Annotated in this window: 15 protein-coding genes; 10 read left to right on the top strand and 5 right to left on the bottom strand. The window is 56.9% G+C overall.

The window, feature by feature from the left end:
- Positions 1-399: 399 nt before the first annotated feature.
- From VXJ35_RS08250 to VXJ35_RS08235, 4 genes are read right to left on the bottom strand one after another with little or no spacing between them, the layout of a single operon-like run.
- A complete protein-coding gene (locus VXJ35_RS08250; RefSeq protein WP_064021216.1) occupies positions 400-999 on the bottom strand; it encodes a membrane integrity-associated transporter subunit PqiC in 600 nt (199 codons plus the stop codon).
- Positions 1,000-1,015: 16 nt separating this feature from the next.
- Positions 1,016-2,008: an MlaD family protein gene (locus tag VXJ35_RS08245; RefSeq protein ID WP_064021215.1), complete on the bottom strand. Its 993-nt coding sequence runs from the start codon at positions 2,006-2,008 to the stop codon at positions 1,016-1,018.
- Positions 2,009-2,800 (bottom strand): ABC transporter ATP-binding protein, encoded by a 792-nt coding sequence (locus VXJ35_RS08240; protein WP_064021214.1) that lies wholly within the window; start codon positions 2,798-2,800, stop codon positions 2,009-2,011.
- 2 nt (positions 2,801-2,802) lie between these two features.
- Positions 2,803-3,963: an ABC transporter permease gene (locus VXJ35_RS08235; RefSeq protein ID WP_082880850.1), complete on the bottom strand. Its 1,161-nt coding sequence runs from the start codon at positions 3,961-3,963 to the stop codon at positions 2,803-2,805.
- 392 nt (positions 3,964-4,355) lie between these two features.
- On the opposite strand from VXJ35_RS08235, the gene VXJ35_RS08230 reads away from it, so the two are divergent.
- The 4 genes from VXJ35_RS08230 (at position 4,356) to VXJ35_RS08215 (ending at position 8,152) form a co-directional block, all read left to right on the top strand.
- A complete protein-coding gene (locus VXJ35_RS08230; RefSeq protein WP_064021213.1) occupies positions 4,356-4,973 on the top strand; it encodes a hypothetical protein in 618 nt (205 codons plus the stop codon).
- Between the two features lie 102 nt (positions 4,974-5,075).
- A complete protein-coding gene (locus VXJ35_RS08225; RefSeq protein WP_157198120.1) occupies positions 5,076-5,354 on the top strand; it encodes a hypothetical protein in 279 nt (92 codons plus the stop codon).
- 183 nt (positions 5,355-5,537) lie between these two features.
- Positions 5,538-6,785 (top strand): IS256 family transposase, encoded by a 1,248-nt coding sequence (locus tag VXJ35_RS08220; RefSeq protein WP_064023430.1) that lies wholly within the window; start codon positions 5,538-5,540, stop codon positions 6,783-6,785.
- A gap of 365 nt (positions 6,786-7,150) precedes the next feature.
- Entirely contained in the window at positions 7,151-8,152 is a 1,002-nt protein-coding gene (locus VXJ35_RS08215) for an IS110 family transposase (RefSeq protein ID WP_197496001.1), read from the top strand.
- A gap of 289 nt (positions 8,153-8,441) precedes the next feature.
- On the opposite strand, the gene VXJ35_RS08210 is transcribed toward VXJ35_RS08215, so the two are convergent.
- Positions 8,442-9,509 (bottom strand): sigma-54-dependent Fis family transcriptional regulator, encoded by a 1,068-nt coding sequence (locus VXJ35_RS08210; RefSeq protein ID WP_064021212.1) that lies wholly within the window; start codon positions 9,507-9,509, stop codon positions 8,442-8,444.
- A 1,016-nt stretch (positions 9,510-10,525) separates the two neighbouring features.
- Between VXJ35_RS08210 and VXJ35_RS08205 the strand changes: the two genes are divergently transcribed.
- From VXJ35_RS08205 to VXJ35_RS08180, 6 genes are all read left to right on the top strand, one after another.
- Positions 10,526-11,323, top strand: coding sequence for an energy transducer TonB (locus tag VXJ35_RS08205; protein ID WP_064021211.1), 798 nt, complete (start codon positions 10,526-10,528; stop codon positions 11,321-11,323).
- A gap of 9 nt (positions 11,324-11,332) precedes the next feature.
- A complete protein-coding gene (locus tag VXJ35_RS08200) occupies positions 11,333-12,103 on the top strand; it encodes a MotA/TolQ/ExbB proton channel family protein (protein ID WP_064021210.1) in 771 nt (256 codons plus the stop codon).
- Positions 12,103-12,516, top strand: a complete 414-nt coding sequence (locus tag VXJ35_RS08195) for a biopolymer transporter ExbD (protein WP_054763817.1) — start codon at positions 12,103-12,105, stop codon at positions 12,514-12,516. Before VXJ35_RS08200 ends, VXJ35_RS08195 begins: the two co-directional genes overlap by 1 nt.
- Positions 12,517-12,718: 202 nt before the next feature.
- Positions 12,719-13,612, top strand: a complete 894-nt coding sequence (locus VXJ35_RS08190) for a dienelactone hydrolase family protein (RefSeq protein WP_064021209.1) — start codon at positions 12,719-12,721, stop codon at positions 13,610-13,612.
- A gap of 16 nt (positions 13,613-13,628) precedes the next feature.
- Complete coding sequence (locus VXJ35_RS08185; protein WP_064021208.1) at positions 13,629-14,339, top strand: cytochrome b/b6 domain-containing protein; 711 nt, start codon at positions 13,629-13,631, stop codon at positions 14,337-14,339.
- A gap of 92 nt (positions 14,340-14,431) precedes the next feature.
- Positions 14,432-14,893, top strand: coding sequence for a cytochrome c (locus VXJ35_RS08180; protein WP_064021207.1), 462 nt, complete (start codon positions 14,432-14,434; stop codon positions 14,891-14,893).
- The last annotated feature ends 205 nt before the right edge of the window (positions 14,894-15,098 follow it).

Raw genomic sequence — 15,098 nt, 5'->3', positions numbered from 1 at the left:
CCGCCAATTGCCAGGCGGCGTAGCTCGCCGAACCCGGCATCGGCGGCGCGAACCCGCACCAACTTGGATCAGGAGCGCACCAAAACCGGAGCAAACCGGTGGTCGGCCAGGGTTTGGCCAGCCGACCCGGTTTACGCGGATGCCGGCAACGATTTCGCAGCGGCTAACGCTCATCGTTATACACAAGTGCCGTCATGCCCGCAGGACTCGGGCATCCAATGCCATGGACGGCAACGTCAAGCTATCCTTGCAGCCTGGATTCGCTTAACGGTCTACGGCTCCGGCACAAATCCGTCAGGAACGGATTTGCATTAACCCGAAGGGCATTGGGCAGGATAGCCCAATGTGAATCCCTGCCGGAATCACGGTTACAAACAAAGATGTGTAAACGGCTAGCGGCTAACGCGCCGCAGCTGCGGCGCGCACGGCGCCGGCCAATTCGGCGGCGAAGCGGCTCAAACAGGCGCTCTGTGCGGCAACGATGGCGTCGGCACTGTCGGCCGCCGCTTCGCTGCATTCGAAGCGCTTGCCGGCCAGGCTTTGTTCGCCTTGCTTCAATTGCCATTGCGCCGACAGCACGCTGCGCCCGGCCGCAGTCTGGTGCAATTGCAGAATGTCGAAACTGAGCTGGTAATCCAGCCGCTGCCGGGCCGGCCACGGGTAGCGCACCACCTGCTCGACGCCGAGCCGGCCGGCCAAGGCCTGGCTCAGGGTGCGGGCAATATTCTCGTCCAGCCGTTCCGCCCAGCGGTTGCGTTCGTCCAGCCGGAACTGGTGCTCGCTCAAGGCCGTGACCAATTGCGGCCGGTCCAGATAAGCCGGCAAGCGGATCGGCCCCAAACCGATGACCGTTCCCGCCGGCAGAGCCGGGCCGGATTCGGCGAGCGGCGCGTTGTCGGCCGCCAGCATGTAAAACTGCAGCGGCGCGCTGCCGCACGCGGCCAATCCGGCCAAGGCCGCGGCCGCCAGGGCCGGAAAACTCCATCGCATCCAGTTCATCGCCTGTAACTTACCTCTATTTACCGTAAATGATCGCGCTCGGCTGCCGCTCCAGCGATTCGCCCAGGTCTTTCAGGGCGCGGGCGGCGTTGCGCATTTCCTGCATCGCCTGGCTCAACGGTGCGTCCGGCGCCGCCATTGCCTCGACCGCAGCCAGTGTACCCTGCGACGATTGCATGACCTGGGTGGCGGTGTTCAAGCTGGTTTCCACGGCTTTCAGTACCGGCAGCAATTGCTTGTTCAACTCCTGCAACGTGGTGCGGGTGTCGCTTAGCGCGCCGTTGGCGTTGGTCAGCAACGGCCCGCTTTGGTTATTCAATGTCGCCATCAGTTTTTGGGTTTCCTGTAGCGACTTGGCCAGGGCCGCCATCGATTTGCGGGTATCGTCCGATTGCAACAAGCCGCGAATTTCGGCCAGGGTTTCCGACAGGTTTTTCAAGGTGTCTTCCAACGGCAACTGTTTGGCGCGGTTGATGATTTCGTCGGCGGTATTGCGGATTTCGTCGACCGTGGTCGGCACGCTGGGCAGTTCCGGCAGATTCTTGTAATCCAGCTTGACCAGATTCATTGGCTTGTCGGCATGGAAATTCAGATCGACGTAGAGCAACCCGGTCAACAGGCTTTGGGTTTCCAAACGGCCTTTCAAGCCCAGGTCGATCAATTTCTGCGCGGCCTGGCGGTGCTGTTTCTCGGTATGGGCGCCGCCCTGCTGGCCGGAGACGTCGCGCAGCAAGGCCGGATCGATTTCGATCACGACCGGTTTGAACACCCGCCCGGTGGCTTCGTCCATCACTAGCGAAATTTCGTTGACATTGCCGATCTGCACCCCCTGCAATTTGACCGGCGCGCCGACGTTCAAACCGTTCAAGGCCGAATCGAAAAAAATCACGAAACGGTTCTTTTCCTTGAAAAATTGGCCGCCGCCGAACACCATCAAGGCTACGACCAGTAGCGTCAAAGCGCCGACCAGAAAAGTCCCGATTGCCAATGGATTGGCTTGTTTACTCACTTACTTATCGCTCCCTTTTATGTGCTTGCCGGCGTGGCGGCCGTCCTGCTCGCCGCGGGTCAAGAAGCGGACGATGCTCGGGTCGGCGGATTGTTCCAGGAGTTGGCGCGGCGGACCGCCGGCGATCATGGTGTGGGTCTCTGCATCCAGAAACACCGAGTTGTTGCCGATAGCGAAGATGCTATCCAGATCGTGGGTAACGACGACGATGGTCGCCGACAACGCGTTGCTCAAGCTCAAAATCAAATCGTCCAGCAGTTTGGCCGTGATCGGGTCCAGGCCGGCCGACGGCTCGTCGAAAAACAGAATTTCCGGGTCCATCGCCATCGCCCGCGCCAGACCGGCCCGCTTTTGCATGCCGCCGCTCAATTCCGACGGGTAATAATCCTCGAAGCCGGCCAGACCGACCAAGGCCAGTTTGTACGATACGATTTCCCGGACCTTCTGCGCCGGCAGCGTGGTGGCTTCGGTGATCGGCAGCGCCACGTTTTCGGCCAACGTCATCGAACTGAGCAAGGCACCGCTTTGAAACAATACGCCGGTTCGGGCCAGAATTCGCTCGCGGGTTTTCGGGTCGGCTTGCCACAAGCCCTGTTCGCCGTAATATACGTCGCCCTGCGCCGGCGCCTTCAAACCGATCATGTGCCGCAACAGCGTGGTTTTGCCGCAGCCGTTGCCGCCCATCACGACGAAGACGTCGCCGCGGTTGATCGTGAAATTGAGATCGCGCTGAATCACGAAATCGCCGTAGGTCATGGTCAAGTCTTTGACCGTGATACAAGCCTCGGACATGGCTAGATCCCGAGCCGGTTGCAGATAATGGTCATCACCGAATCGGCGACGACGATGAAAACAATCGCAGTGACCACGGCCGACGTGCCGGCCTCGCCCACCGCCGAAGCGCTACGGCCGCACTGCATGCCGCGCATGCAGCCGGACAACGCGATCAGGATGCCGAACACCGCGCATTTAACAAAGCCGATGGTGAAGTCCTTCATTTTCACGGCGCTGGCGGTGCGGTCCAGATATTCGGTCAACGACACGTCGAAGAAATTGACGGTGACCAGGCCGCCGCCGATGATGCCCATCAAATCGGCGTACAAGCACAACAGCGGCATGATCAGAATCAGCGCCAGCATCCGCGGCAATACCAGAAAAGCCATCGGGTCCAGATTCATCGTGCGCAAGGCGTCGATCTCGCTGTTGACGTGCATCGTGCCGAGCTGGGCGGCGTAGGCGGCGCCGGTGCGGCCGGACATGATGATCGCCGTCATCAGGCCGCCCATTTCCCGAGTCATACCTAAGCTAACCAGATTGGCGATATAGATTTGGGCGCCGAACAACGACAACTGCACCGCGCCGACGAAGGCCAGAATCAGGCCGACCAGCAGACTGATCAACGTGACGATAGGCAAAGCCGACGGCCCGCATTCCTGCACGTACAACCACAAATCTTCGCGGCGGAAGTGGGCCTGGCCGCGCACGGTCGCCAGCGTACTCAACGCCATTTCGCCGACGAAAACCAACATGGCCCGGCTTTCGCGCAAGGTTCCCAACCAGGCGGCGTGCATCGCCTCATGCCAGGATACCGACTGCTGAGAGCGGTGGGCGTCGATCCGCTCCGGTACCGCTGCGGCCAGCGCCAACAGGTTCTGGATCGGCAGCGGCAAGCTGGTTTTATCGACCGCGACGCCGCTGCGATTGGCGCATTCGATCAGTTTGACGACTTCGGTGACCAGCATGCTATCCCAGCGGCCGAGACCGGCGGTCGCAAACTGCAGGCTTTTCAATTGGCTATCGTGTTCGATTTGCGCCAGCACCGGCTCCAAGGCCGGTACCGGCGCGTCCAACACCCAGTCGCCGCTCAACGCCAGTTCCAGCGTTTGCTGGCGGCGGACGGTATTGATCGAGGCAGTGGAGTTAACGGTGGCGGACGATTGATTACTAAGCGTCATTCCTGAAATTACCGAATGGAGCGGGCGACAAGTATGCGCACAAGCCCGGAACATGGCAAGAGCTTAGCGCCAACTAGTGGGCTGGCATCGAATGCGGAATTCAATCAGGAAGCGCCACGGCTGCGCCGCGCGCGTCGGGTGTGGGACCTGTTGTGGCAAAGCCGATTTGTCTTATTTTTGCAGCATGCGGCGCGAAGGTCGCGCGGTAGCTTTCGAACCGTTGCGGACTGTCACTCGATCTGATTCAATGGCAGCAGAATAGCCGTTACCGGTCATTATTCCTCCGCCGAGTGATACAGAAAGAAAGATCATATGCAGATCAATAAATTATCGTCTCGAAGATCGTTTTTTGGTAGATATACAGATCTTTCCAATAACTAGTTAGTAATCACATGACGCCCGAAGAGATCGCAAATCAGAAGGAAGTTGAGTATTACGCATCATGCGTGAATGCTTGGTTCAATACATCACTTGAGCATGACAAAAGTATTCTTACGTTGGCAGCAGGTGGTATCGGCCTCCTCATTACCCTCCTAACAACCGTTGGCTTATCGTCTGCTGAGGCTCTCGTTCTTTACGTCGGCGCAATCACAAGCTTTCTCGTAGCGCTGGTTTCAGTATTGGTTGTTTTTCGCCATAACCGAACATACATCGAGCAAGTATTGGCGGGAAAGGTTGCTGGAAACGACCCTGTACTCGCTAAGGCAGACTCAATTGCTTTGTGGGCTTTTGGGGTTGGCGTAGTTTTCACCGCAGTTATCGGCATTGCTACTGCAATTCATTCATACACCTCAAAGGAGAAAGCCATGGCGAACGAACCAACAAAAACAAACCAGCCCGTCCCATTACGCGAAAGTTTCAACGGTGCTACCAATCTTCAGCCTACTATGGCTAAAGATAGTTTTAATGGTGCAACAAATCTCCAACCTCAAGCTAGTGCAAGTTCCGCTGCACCTGTTGCCAGCACTCCATCTAGCACTTCGCAAAACCAAAGCGGCAAAGGCAAGTGATTTCTAACCCTACGCTCGAGTTCGCCCCCTTCGGGGGCTGGGACGCGTCTACGGCGCGCCCCCTCAGCTCCACGTTAGCCAACTTACATCAAAGGAGCTCTCATGCCAGTCCAAATTAGTGAAGTGCAAGTCGATGCATTCTTCGTTACTTCTACCAACCAACTACGTAAGGTTACTCAACTAGAAATTGATGATCAGCAAAGAACGCGAGTGCATTACTTAAGTAAAAGCGCAGGTAAAGCAGGTCGTGAATTTAATTTTGGTCACAAAATAGCCAACCCTCCGTTAATTGATAACTTCGTTGCCGATTGCGATCATCTTTTGAGTGCAACAGAAATTTCGCAGTTGCGTACATCTAATATCATTTTGCCCAATGAGTAAGGCGATAAGGTGCGCAGGTTATAGGGTGCTGCCGTCAGGCGCACCGTTCGCGATTGTTGCGCCTCGCATGGCTCGGCACAACGAGCTATAACTGAATCTGGTGTTTGGTAGTTGAAGAGAAGCGGCGTATCTGGTTGATTATTTGTGACCAAACAAAACGATCAAAACCAAGGATACGCCACCATGAAGAAGAGTAATGTAATCGACCTGTCGAGTCGAGAAGAGAACGCCGATCTTTTGACCGATCTGATTCGTCAAGGCGCGCGGAAGTTAATAGCTCAAGCCATCGATGCCGAATTGGCGACCTATCTGGAAGCCTTCAGCGAACGGAAGTTAGGCGATGGTCGGGCCGCCGTCGTGCGTAACGGATTCCAACCTGAGCGTGAGATTCAGACAGGCATTGGCCCCGTAGCGGTGAAGGTTCCCAAGGTTCGGGCAAAAGACGGCCAAGGGGCTACCTTTCGTTCGGCGTTGGTGCCACCGTATGTGCGCAAGACACGTTCCTTATCGGCTGCATTGCCCTGGTTATACTTGAAAGGTATCTCCAGCGGTGAAATGGAAGCCGCACTGGAAGTCCTGGTTGGCCCGGATGCCACGGGGTTATCAGCCAGCACCGTGGCCCGTTTGAAACGCGAGTGGGCGGCGGAATATAACGATTGGCGAACCCGTCGCCTGGACCGAGATCAGTGGGTCTATATCTGGGCTGATGGCATCTACAGCGGGCTGCGAGCGGAAGATGTCAAGCTGTGTGCCTTGATCATCATCGGGGTCAATGAGCGCGGGGAAAAACGATTTCTGGCGATTGAAGACGGTGTGCGCGAATCGACGCAGAGTTGGCGGGAAGTATTGCTGGGCTTGAAAGCACGCGGTATGAACAGTCCCAAACTGGCCATTGGTGACGGCGCAATGGGTCTCTGGGCCGCGCTGGACGAGGTTTACAGCGACACCCGACAACAACGCTGCTGGGTGCATAAAATGAACAACGTCCTGAACCGCGTTCCAAAAGCGGTGCAACCCAAGATGAAGCAGTCGCTGTACGACATTTGGCAGGCTGACACCCAAAAGAACGCCGAACGCGCCTTCGACCAGTTCGCCTCACTCTATGATGCCAAATATCCCAAGGCGGTTGAATGTCTGTATCGCGACCGGCATGAACTGCTGGCCTTCTATGACTTTCCGGCTCAGCACTGGCAAAGCATTCGAACAACCAACCCCATCGAATCAGCCTTCGCCACTATTCGCCATCGCACCAAGCGTGCCAAAGGCTGTCTCGCCCGCGATGGCATGTTGCACATGCTATTCAAACTGGGACAAACGGCTGAGAAAACCTGGCGACGCCAGCGAGGATTTGATTATCTCGCCAAAGTGATTACCGGGGTTCCGTTCAAGGACGGCATTGAGCTAGAAACCGGCAATCAGATCGCCGCTTGATCAAGGCCTGAACACCAGATTTGACAATAGCTCCGGCACAACCTATAGGTGGCCGCACCTTTTTGGGATTACGGCTGGCGGCTTTAGTCTGGTAGGGTACGCACCGCGTACCATCAGTAAGCCATCATGGTAGCGACAGCGAAAAGGTACGCTGTGCGTACCCTTGTATCTTGCTTGTCGCCATGGTTAGCTACCTTGGCACTGAGACAGAAAGAGCTTGTGCGTACCCTTAAGGTTCGACCTTGGCATGTAGATTAAGCCTTCTGTCTCGCTTCTGATGCCAACGAAGACACTGAACGGTAGCCAAGGGCAATGACCCTGTATGCACAAGGCAAGTGGGCTCGGTTGGTTTATTTTGTTTCTTCATGCTGAATCACTCTATGTTTTTTATCGGTATCGATGTTTCTAAAGCCAAACTTGATTGCAGTCTGTTATTGGATGTTGCCACTGCCAAACGCCGTGCGAAATCCGTTACCAATTCCAAAGCGGGCGTCGACGATCTGCTAGCTTGGTGTGTAAAGCAACAGGCCACACCTGACACGCTACACGCTATCCTGGAAGGGACCGGCGTTTATCACGAACAGGCTGCACTCGCCTTGAGCGATGCAGGCGTCACGGTCTCGATTGTAAATCCCGCTCAAGTCAAAGACTTTGGCCGCAGCCTGGGTGTGCGCACCAAGACCGACGGCGTCGATAGTCTGGTGTTGGCCCGTTACGGCGCGTTGTTGAACCCCAGGCCTTGGACACCTCCAACTCCAGAAGCTCGCACCTTGCAAGCCCTGTTATCCCGCCGTGAAGCGATCGCCCAGGATTTGCAACGCGAACGCAACCGCCTGGAAAAAGCCCGGGCCACCGATACTCCGGCACTGATTCACCAATCCCTACTCGACTCTATTACTTTCCTGGAAACTCAACTCGCTAAACTCCAGATCGACATCGACGACCATATCGATCAGCACCCTGAACTGAAGGCGGACCGGACGCTGTTAATCAGTATTCCCGGCGTCGGTCCCCAGGTTAGCAATCACTTGTTAGCGGTAATGCACAATCATCACTTTCAATCCGCCGAACAATTGGCCGCTTACCTGGGTTTGGTGCCCGTGGAGCGACAGTCCGGTTCCTCGATTCAAGGACGGCCCCGACTATCTAAAGCCGGGCCGGCCCGTATGCGGGCCATCCTCTATATGGCTGCCGTAGTCGGCGTTCAATACAACCCTCATCTCAAAGCACTCTATCTGCGTTTGCAGGCACGTGGAAAAACCAAAATGTCCGCTCTCGGTGGTGCTATGCGCAAACTCGTGCATTTGTGCTTTGGTGTCCTGAAAACTCGCGAGCCTTACCGGGTCGATTACGCTTTCCAAAGTTGACTTTTAAGACGGTATCTACATGTGGTGTGGGAAAAACCAAGTCGTTGACAGAATATGGCCGGTTCGCAGTCGTTGGCTTGCATATGCTTTTTGACGGGTTTTGGCCGAAAGCCAATCCCCCTCAACCAAACCACCACACCGGCAAAAAACCTGCAAGCTAATGTCCAAACTACGTTCGGCGAGCAAGCCTCGATGGAATCGAGGCTTCGGAGAGCAACGTCTTTTCAATTGCCGATATTGGCTTGATGGCGAAATGGTCGCCCTAGCCAGCGGTTGAATCCATAGCGGCTCAAGCCACCTCCTGCTCTGCCGCTCGGCGTTGGCCGTTGGGTAGCATGCCGTACAGGCCCAATTTATGGCGCAGTACGTTGCGGCTGATGTCCAGCATCCGCGCGGTCTGCACCTGGTTTTGTTCGCAGTATTCGAAGGCGGAACGGATCACCGTCTCTTCGATGATTTCGAATAACTTGGCCGGCGCCTGATCGAACAGGCGTTGCAACGAGGTTTCCAGCGATACGGTGGAAACGGCCTGGCTTTGCTCCGCGACCCTGACACCGGACAGTTTAAAGTCCTCCGGCCGCAGGCAATTGCCGGGGCAAACCAGCAAGGCGCGGTGCACGGCATTTTCCAGTTCCCGGATATTGCCCGGCCAGTCGTAATTCAGCAGCGCCAACTCGGTGGCCGGCGACATTTTCACGTCGCCGTAACCCAGACGGTCGGCATAAATTTTCAGGAAATGCCGGGTCAACGGCAGGATATCGCCCGGCCGCTCGCGCAGCGGCGCCAGATGGATCGCGGCGACGTTGAAGCGGTAATACAAGTCGGCGCGAAAATGTTGCGCAGCGACGGCTTCTTCCAGGTTGACGTTGGTAGCGGCGATGATGCGGACATCGACCGGCACCGGGTGGCGCGATCCGACTTTGACCACTTCCCGTTCCTGCAACACCCGCAGCAACTTGGCTTGCAGCCCCAACGGCAAATCGCCGACTTCGTCCAGAAACAGGCTGCCTTTGTTGGCGGTTTCGAACCACCCCATTTTGGTGGCCAGGGCGCCGGTAAAGGCGCCTTTTTCATGGCCGAACAATTCGCTTTCGATCAAATTCTCGCTCAACGCCGCGCAGTTCAACGCGCCGAACGCTTCCCGGTTGCGCCGGCTCAAGGCGTGGATATGCCTGGCCACCAGTTCCTTGCCGGTGCCGGTCTCGCCGATGATCAATACCGTGGCGTCGCTGGGCGCGATCCGCTCGATCTGCTCCAACAGGCGGCGGGAAACCGGGTCCTCGAAAACCAAGGCACTTGCCCGCACCGACAGTGCCAACGAACGCGATTGTTGCTCGTCAAAAGCTAATAAAGTCATAATATCCCCTAACAGGTTGGTGAAAAACCATATTCCAGCCACTAATTTAGCTAGAAGAAGCCTTTATTTAGTGCTGAATCAATCTTGTAGTACTAAATATAGGTCTGATTGGTTGCAAAAAAGAGTTTTTCACCAACCTGCTAATAACGGTCAATAACAATTTAGCCGTCTTATATTCAAATTTATACCGGCAGTTAGGTTCGATATTCCTACCGCCGGTTTTCCGCTGCAATTGCGTTTTAATTACCCGGCTCCGGCTCAGCTTATACCGGGAAATTGATCGATTTAAACGCCACGGCAGAACCGGAATCTATCGGCTTTAACGGGTTAAACGATCCGAATATTCAGGCCGGCAACGAATCCGGTTTACCCATCGAATTAGCAAGCTATAACCGAAAATCGCTTTAGCCGTATCGGCCGATATTTAATTGGTAGGTCTCGGCAAAGCCAATAACCATATCCATCTTTAAAAAGGACGAATCGAGCGTCGAAATTAAAATCGGTAACCCCAAAAAATAAGGTTTGGCCCAACCAACTTACGATAAATAGTACCGTTACAGCCGCCGGCGAATAAAACGTTAAAATTCGAAATGTAAATCGAATTAGCGCATAACAATCAGCGGATCGCCCACGCCGAGGCATATCAATCCGCATGCGCCAACCCCCGCCGCACGAATCGGTCGGGATCGTCGAGACACCCCGTCTCCTGCTGCTGCACTGCCAGCAGCCGATAAACACTCCGCCGCCAAATCTGATGCCAGACGAACATTCCGCCCCCTCCTCCAACCGGACCGGTTGGCAAGTCGCACCGAGTCGCTCCGGACAGATTGAAAATTTTCCCCCTTAAAAATCAGCCAATTAGAAAATAGCTTCTAAGACCCGGCAGCAAAAACCGCCCGATCCGTCCGGTTTGGCACAGCTTGTGCGATATAGCTCACAGTCACCCCGAATTTCGAACCGGATCTTGCATCCGCGCCACGAACGGCCGGGACGTTTTTTCTGAACGAGGAACCACGATGAGTACGCCTTTCGCAACAATCAAACATCTGGATGCCGAGAGCTGGACCGACGCCGAAGTACCGTCATTGAAACCGGCGGCAAATTCGCTGTTGGACGGCTTCGCACAAACTCCGCTGGCGAATGCCTTACAGAGCTTTAAGTACACCAGCAAAACCCGCGACCACAAACTGGTCGATTTTCTGGCAATCGGCGTTCTGTCGGTGCTGATCCACACCACGCTGCTGGAACAATTCCGCGGCGCGGCGTTGGAACAGGATTTCGTCGAACCGGTAAAAAAGCCGCCCAAAGTGCAAATCACGCTGAGCCGGCCGCGGCCGGTAGCACCGCCGCCTCCGGTCGTGCGCGAACCGCCCAAACCCAAGGTCGTGCCGTTGAAGCCGCCCAAGGTCAAACCCAAACCGGTGAAACAGGAAGCCGAACCGGCGCCGATTCCCGATCCGACGCCGGGACCGGTCAGCGATTCCGCACCGCCGGCTCCGCCTGCGCCACCCGCACCGGTGGTCGAGGAAAAAATCACGCCGCCCACGGCCGGCGCCGATTATCTGCATAACCCGCCGCCGGAATATCCGGACATTGCCCAGGAACGCGGCTGGGAAGGCAAGGTGCTGATGAAGGTGCACGTCCAAGCCGACGGCAAACCCGACAACATCACGGTGATCAAAACCAGCGGCCAAAAAGTGCTGGACGACGCCGCGGTCAAGACCGTTTCCAAATGGTCGTTCGTACCCGCCAAACGCGGGGATACCCCGGTCGCCGGTTACGTGACCGTTCCGATTACTTTCAACTTATCTTGAGGTGTATACATGTCTGATATCGCAACCAATGTCATCGTCGATGGCACATTAAACACGCTGATCGGCGCCTCGGTCGTCACCTGGGCGTTGATTCTGGTCAAAGGAGTGCAGCACCTGCGCATCTCCTACCACCACCGCAACTTCAGCAAACGCTTTTGGAGCGCCGCCGATATCCAGGCCGCGTCGCAATTGCCCGACCAACACGGCCCGGCCGCCCGCGTCGCCGGCATCGGCTTCTCGACCTTGATCGAAACCGATAGCGGCGCCTCGACCCACGATCTGGAACATACCTGGGACCGCCAGGAATTGTTGGATCGCCGCCTGCGCCAGCAAATGCAAAAAGAGCGCGGCTCGTTGGAAAGCGGCCTGGCGGTATTGGCCACCATCGGCAGCATCTCGCCCTTCGTCGGCTTGTTCGGCACGGTCTGGGGCATCATGGGGGCGTTGACCAACATCAGCAAAAGCGGCTCGGCCAGCCTGGAGGTCGTGGCCGGCCCAATCGGCGAAGCCTTGATCGCCACCGCGGTCGGGATCGCGGTCGCGGTACCGGCCGTGATCGGTTACAACTTCTTCATCCGCCGCAACAAAGTGATCTGGGCCTTTCTGGACGACTTCGCCATCGATTTCGTGCATCTGGCGCTGAAACACGGCTTCGTCATCGAACGCGCCGGCAGCAAATCCGCCAATGCGGCGGCGCGGCTGACCGAAATCAGCGCGGCAAAAAAACCGGCATCGAAGCCGCTGCATGACGAACTGATCGCGAAGGAGGCGCACGCTTAATGGCTTTCAATACCAAAGACGACGGCGGCGACGACGTCATGGGCGAAATCAACGTCACCCCGCTGGTAGACGTGATGCTGGTGCTGTTGGTGGTGTTCATCGTCACCGCCCCGCTGCTGACCAACGCGGTACACGTCAACCTGCCGAAAACCGCGGAAACCGCACCGCCGGAAGAAAAGGCCGCGACCTATCTGAGCGTGGATGCGCAAGGCAAGGTGTTCATCGACAAGCAGGAATTCGCCGTCGATGCCGTCGAAACCGAGCTGAAAAACCGCAAAGCGGCCGATCCGGAACTGGCGCTGAACCTGAACGCCGACGACGGCGTGCAATACGGCATCGTCGCCAAAGTGATGGCCGCCATCGAGCGGGCCGGTGTCACCAAACTGGCCGTGCTGACCGCACCGTCCAACTAAACCCAAGTCAACCCGGCCCGGTAACGGCAATGCCGTTAAGTTAAGCCGGCCTCCCCCTTTGGAAAAGGGGGATCGAGGGGGATTTGCAAAATCTCCCCCGCCCCCTCTTTTTCAAAGAGGGGAGTGAAAATCGTACCGCTTAACTGAATGGCATTGCCGGCAACGGGCCGGGTTTAGTCGTTACCCAATCAAGGAGAACCCAATGGCGCGCAAAACCGCCGACGACTTCCACCCGGAAGCCCTGAAATTATTCGACCAATACGTGCACGGCGATATTTCCCGGCGCGATTTTTTATCCTCGGTCCCCAAATACGCCCTGCTCGGCCTGAGCGCCGAAGCGCTGCTGGAGGCGCTGAATCCGCGCTTTGCCGAGGCGAAACAAATCGCCGACAACGACCCGCGCGTCAAAACCCGTTACCTGGAGATTCCGTCGCCGCACGGCAACGGCAAAGTTCGCGGCTTGCTGGCAGAACCGGCCAACGCCAAAGGCAAACTGCCCCTGGTGCTGGTAGTCCACGAAAACCGCGGCCTGAATCCGCACATCGAAGATATCGCCCGCCGCCTGGCGGTCGACAATTTCATCGCCTTCGCGCCGGACGCGCTATACACGCTGGGCGGCTATCCGGGCGACGAAGACAAGGCCCGCGAATTGTTCCAGAAGCTGGATAAAACCAAGACCCAAAACGATTTCCTGGCCGCGGCCCAGGCCCTGAAAAAATTGCCGGAAGGTAACGGCAAACTCGGCGCGGTCGGCTTTTGCTACGGCGGCGGCATCGTCAACTTCCTGGCGACGCGGTTACCGGACCTGGCCGCAGGCGTACCGTTCTACGGCGCCCAACCGCCGGCCGAAGAAGCCGCCAAAATCAAGGCGCCGTTGCTGATCCATTACGCCGGCGCCGACGACCGCATCAACGCCGGCTGGCCGGCCTACGAAGCGGCGCTGCAAAAAGCCGGCGTCAATTACGAAGCCCATACCTATCCGGGCGTGCAACACGGCTTCAATAACGACACCACGCCGCGTTACGACGCCGCAACGGCCAAGCTGGCTTGGGATCGAACCATCGCTTTCTTCAACGCTTATTTACGCGACAGCTAAGGTAAGGAGGTTAACCGTGAAAGTGGAAGTACATGTCTGGGACTGGCCGTTACGGCTGTTCCATTGGTTGTTGGTGGCGGCCGTGGTCGGCGCTTACTGGACCGGCAAAGTCGGTGGCGAATGGACCGACTGGCACGGCCGTTTCGGCAGCACGGTACTGGGCTTGGTCGTGTTCCGGCTGGTGTGGGGTTTTGTCGGCAGCACTCACGCCCGCTTCGCCAATTTCTTTCCGACCTTTGCCCGAATCGCCGCCTACATCCGCGGCGAATGGCTCGGCGCCGGCCACAATCCGCTCGGCGCGCTGGCGGTGTTTGCCTTGCTGGCGGTGTTGATCGTACTCGCCGGCACCGGCTTGTTCGCCAACGACGATATCGCCTTCGAGGGCCCGCTGTTCGACCTGATCGACAAGGATCTCAGCGACAAGCTCAGCGGCTGGCATTTGCGTAGCGTCAACGTGCTACTGATCCTGGTCGGCGTGCATGTCGCGGCGATTTTGTTTTACCAGCACGTGAAAAAAGCCGGCCTGATCGGCGCGATGCTGACCGGCAAAAAACAGTTGCCCAGGTCGTTGGCACCGGCAGACGCCACACCGGCCGGATCGATACGCTTGATCGCCAGCATCGCCTTGGCGCTGTCGGTGGTATGGGGTGTTTGGGGCGGCGAACCGTTGCAGGCCCTGGCCAAACTGGCCGGCGTGCAGAACGTACAGGCCGGCAACAAACTCTGAGTAACCGCGGTTTGCCGGCCACCGGCCGCCGGCGAACGCGTTTGGCAAGCAAACCAGGCCGGACATTTTTGAACAATAAAGGAGCAAACCCAATGAAAACCCAATTGGCAATCGCACTGGCGCTAGGCGCGGTTACGACGGCGGCTTTGGCCGGGCCGATCGAGGAACAAATCCGTTTCCGCCAGTCCGCTTATTCCTTCCTGGGCTGGAACACGGCAAAAATCAAAGCCCAAGCCGCCGACCACCCGGAAACCTTCAATAAAGACCAAGTCATCGCCGCCGCGAACGCGATTGCCGCGGTGGCCAATGCCAATCTACTGGAATTGTATGGCCCCGGCACCGACCAAGGCACCGGCTGGAAACCGACCCGCTTGAAACCGGAATACTTTCAAAAACAAGCCGAAGTAAAAGAACTGGAAGCCACGTTCATTAAAGAAGCCAACGAATTGCAGAAAGTGGCCGAAGACGGCGATGTCGGCGAAATCAAGGCCCAATTCGGCAAACTCTCCGCCAGTTGCAAAGGCTGCCACGATTTGGTCAGAGTCCGCGAGTAAGCCGTTTCGACAAATTACACGACCATTCCAACGCAAAAGCCAACCGGGGGCTTGCCACCGGTTGGCTTTTTTATGCCGGAAACGCTGGTTTTAACAGCGGCGATACCTAGCGACACTTAAAGCGTCAAACAGGTGTCTTCAGAGCCAACACAGCATTAAACGAGTCTGTATTTCAAAAGCTTAACTTCAAGCGACGAATCTCCTC

It is taken from the genome of Methylomonas sp. DH-1, assembly GCF_046097555.1.
Taxonomy (GTDB): Bacteria; Pseudomonadota; Gammaproteobacteria; order Methylococcales; family Methylomonadaceae; genus Methylomonas; species Methylomonas koyamae.
Note: the sequence above shows the minus strand (reverse complement) of the source record. Positions and strands in the feature narration are given on the sequence as shown.

Bases quoted from the DNA above. Each gene is read 5' to 3' on its own strand.
- VXJ35_RS08230 (WP_064021213.1), top strand. From the start codon at position 4,356: ATGACGCCCGAAGAGATCGCAAATCAGAAGGAAGTTGAGTATTACGCA.
- VXJ35_RS08225 (WP_157198120.1), top strand. From the start codon at position 5,076: ATGCCAGTCCAAATTAGTGAAGTGCAAGTCGATGCATTCTTCGTTACT.
- VXJ35_RS08180 (WP_064021207.1), top strand. From the start codon at position 14,432: ATGAAAACCCAATTGGCAATCGCACTGGCGCTAGGCGCGGTTACGACG.
- VXJ35_RS08205 (WP_064021211.1), top strand. From the start codon at position 10,526: ATGAGTACGCCTTTCGCAACAATCAAACATCTGGATGCCGAGAGCTGG.
- VXJ35_RS08235 (WP_082880850.1), bottom strand. From the start codon at position 3,963: ATGACGCTTAGTAATCAATCGTCCGCCACCGTTAACTCCACTGCCTCG.
- VXJ35_RS08220 (WP_064023430.1), top strand. From the start codon at position 5,538: ATGAAGAAGAGTAATGTAATCGACCTGTCGAGTCGAGAAGAGAACGCC.
- VXJ35_RS08210 (WP_064021212.1), bottom strand. From the start codon at position 9,509: ATGACTTTATTAGCTTTTGACGAGCAACAATCGCGTTCGTTGGCACTG.
- VXJ35_RS08250 (WP_064021216.1), bottom strand. From the start codon at position 999: ATGAACTGGATGCGATGGAGTTTTCCGGCCCTGGCGGCCGCGGCCTTG.
- VXJ35_RS08200 (WP_064021210.1), top strand. From the start codon at position 11,333: ATGTCTGATATCGCAACCAATGTCATCGTCGATGGCACATTAAACACG.
- VXJ35_RS08195 (WP_054763817.1), top strand. From the start codon at position 12,103: ATGGCTTTCAATACCAAAGACGACGGCGGCGACGACGTCATGGGCGAA.
- VXJ35_RS08240 (WP_064021214.1), bottom strand. From the start codon at position 2,800: ATGTCCGAGGCTTGTATCACGGTCAAAGACTTGACCATGACCTACGGC.
- VXJ35_RS08215 (WP_197496001.1), top strand. From the start codon at position 7,151: ATGCTGAATCACTCTATGTTTTTTATCGGTATCGATGTTTCTAAAGCC.
- VXJ35_RS08190 (WP_064021209.1), top strand. From the start codon at position 12,719: ATGGCGCGCAAAACCGCCGACGACTTCCACCCGGAAGCCCTGAAATTA.